This window comes from Thiomonas sp. TH-17, assembly GCF_057473305.1.
The window spans coordinates 1-2936 of sequence record NZ_JBYCKI010000264.1 but is presented as its reverse complement, the minus strand read 5'-3'; the positions used below and the strand labels follow the sequence as shown (position 1 = coordinate 2936).

Genomic DNA, 2936 nt, shown 5'->3' with positions numbered 1-2936 from the left:
GGGTGCTGATGCTGGCCCCGCCGGGCGATACGTCCGGCCCGCGCGATCTGCGCAGTCGCCACCTGATTTCCAGACTGAAACAGTCGGGCATCTTATCCGGCTCCGGGAAAAATACCTTGCGCGTGGTCTATGCCAGCACCTCGGGGGTGTATGGCAATTGCCAGGGCGAACAGGCGGCCGAGACGCGCCCGTGCCAACCGGAAACCGAACGCGCGCAACGCCGCTGCGATGCCGAGCGCCTCTGGCGCCGTGCCGGTGTGCAGCATCGCTGGCGCGTGGGCTTGCTGCGCATCCCGGGCATTTACGACGGCGGGTCGCGTTCGCCCAAGGGCCGACTGGAGCGCGGCCTGCCGGTGCTGACGCCCGCTGATGACGTTTACACCAACCACATTCACGCCGACGATCTGGCGCGGCTGTGTTTGCTGGCGCTCGAGCGCGCGGCGCCGGGGCGGGTCTATAACGTCTGCGACGACAGCACGCTGCGCATGGGCGACTACTTTGATCTCGCCGCCGATCTCTATGGTCTGCCTCGGCCGCAGCGCGTGGCCCGTGACCAGGCACAGGCATCGGGCCTGAGCCCGATGATGCTCAGTTTCATGCGCGAGTCGAGAAGACTGGACAACACGCGCATGAAAGCCGAACTCGGCACCCGCCTGCGCTACCCCGAGGTGTTGCTGGGGTTGCGTTCAGGCGAGGTTCGATAAGCCGACCGATTTCGCCGACCGATCCCGCCGATCAATGCGCCGGCGGATTGTTTTCCGGCAGTTGCAGCGTAGGCAGCGGGCGAGCGGTTTCCACCAGAATCAGCGGGCCATCGTCGAGCTTGGGCGCGGGCTTGCGTTCGCGCGGCACATGAATGGGCGCGGGTTGCGCGGCCAGTTCTTCCTGCACGCGGCGGATGGCGTCAGCATTCGACTGCACCCATTGCAGCCCGGCAGCCTGCGCCGTTGCCTGCAGAGCATCGACCGGCAGCGCATAGGCGGCAGCGGCCGGAGCGGGTGCGGGCTCGGCTGCGGACGTCGTTGCCGCAGTGGCTTTTTCAACCGCTTTGACGATCAGTGAGGACGACTCTGCTGCGGCGGGCGCAGCTTCGGTCGTGGCGAGTTGCGCTTCTTCGGCAGGATGATCGATAGGCTGAGCGACGAAACGAGCAGCAGGCTGATCAGCGTGGGCAGCGTCCACGGCAAGGTCAGTCGGCGCGTCGAGCCTGAGGATCAGCGGCGTCTGATCTTCCAGCGCGGGCGCGGCGGGGGCTTCGACGGCGCCCAAAGCCAGCGGCGCGGCCAGAGAGCCGAAACTGCGACCCGCTGTCTCGTCCGCATCGGCTTCGGCAACGGCTTCGTTCGCTTCGGCACTCAGGTTGCCGTTCTCGTCAGCTGCGGCGCCTTCGCGGCGTCCACCACGGCGGCCACGACCGCGGCGATTGCGAGATTTGCGCTCGGTCTGCGCTTCGTCGCCCGTTCCCTCGGTCAGAGCTGGGGTTGCCTCGGTATCGCCCTCGGCTTGGGTGTCCACCGCCTGAGCATTGATCAGTTCGGCTTCGGGAGCCGCTTCAACGGGCTCACGACGCGGGCGGCGATTGCCGCCGCGCCCGCTTCCGGATGCACGTTCGGCCGTGTCCGTGGCCGATTCTTCGGCCGGTGCGCGGGTTTGCTCAGATGCGGCCTGCGCACGCTCCTTGCGGGCTGCGGCTTCTTCCGGGTTGCGCTCGCGCTTGGGGCGGTCGCTGCGTTCGTTGCGCTCAGCTTGGCCCTGTTGACCACGGGGCGGCCGGTTGCGGGGGTTGGGGGTTTCTCCTGCTGCGGTTTCGGCGGCTTCGGCGGGTTGGGCGCCAGCGGCCGGGTTGCCGCGCTGACGGTTTTCTCCCTGGCCTTCGCGCTGGCGGTCACGGCCGCCGCGACGGCGGTTGCCGTTTTGACCGGAAGCTGTGCGTGCGCCGCGGCCGCCTTGTCCATCCGCCTTGGTCAGGGCCGGGGTGGCAGGCTGCGCTGCAACCGGCGGCTCTTCCACGGTAGCGGTGGGTTGCGGTTCGGCGGAGAACAGACGTTTGACCCAGCCAAAGAAACCGCCGCCAGCCGCTGCGGCTGCCGGCGCGGCGGGGATTGCGACCGCGGGGGACGGTGCGGGGGCGGGAGCCGGTGCGGGCATGACCGGGGCCGGGCCTTCCGGGGTGATGCCGCGCACCAGGGCTTCCTGACGCGGGCGCTGTTCTTTTTCGCGACGGGTGATGGCGGTGTCTTCTTCGGCCTCGTCAGCCATCGCGTAACTGGTGGGCAGATTGTCCAGACGCGGATCGTCGTGCTTGAGCCGTTCGAGCTTGTAGTTGGGCGTGTCGAGGTGCTTGTTGGGGATCAGCAGCACCGACAGGCGCTGGCGCAGTTCGATCTTGGTGATCTCGGCGCGCTTTTCGTTGAGCAGGAACGAGGCGACTTCCACCGGCACTTGCACATGCACGGCGGCCGTGCCTTCTTTCATGGCCTCTTCCTGGATGATGCGCAGGATTTGCAGGGCGCTCGATTCAGTGTCGCGGATATGGCCGGTGCCATTGCAGCGCGGGCAGGTGACGTAAGCGCCTTCCGACAGGGCGGGGCGCAGGCGTTGGCGCGAGAGTTCGAGCAGGCCGAACTTGGAAATCTTGCTCACCTGCACGCGGGCGCGGTCCTGGCGCATGGCGTCGCGCAGACGGTCTTCGACGGCGCGCTGGTTGCGCGGCTCTTCCATGTCGATGAAGTCGACCACGATCAGGCCGCCGAGGTCGCGCAGCCGCATCTGGCGGGCGACTTCGTCGGCGGCTTCGAGATTGGTGCGCAGGGCGGTGTCTTCAATGGCGCTGCCGCGGGTGGAGCGTGCGGAGTTGACGTCCACCGCGACCAGCGCTTCGGTGTGGTCGATGACGATGGCGCCTCCGGCCGGCAGATTCACCGTGCGCGAATAGG

General features: G+C 67.8%; 2 protein-coding genes. One reads left to right on the top strand and one right to left on the bottom strand.

Going from position 1 to position 2936, the window contains the following annotated elements; all coding sequences use genetic code 11:
- The coding region (locus AC2VLV_RS15205; RefSeq protein ID WP_486990785.1) for an NAD-dependent epimerase/dehydratase family protein at positions 1 to 704 on the top strand (704 nt) is incomplete at its 5' end.
- Positions 705 to 735: 31 nt separating this feature from the next.
- Here AC2VLV_RS15205 and AC2VLV_RS15200 read toward each other — a convergent pair.
- Positions 736 to 2936: ribonuclease E/G (locus tag AC2VLV_RS15200; protein ID WP_486990784.1), on the bottom strand; the 2201-nt coding region annotated here is incomplete at its 5' end.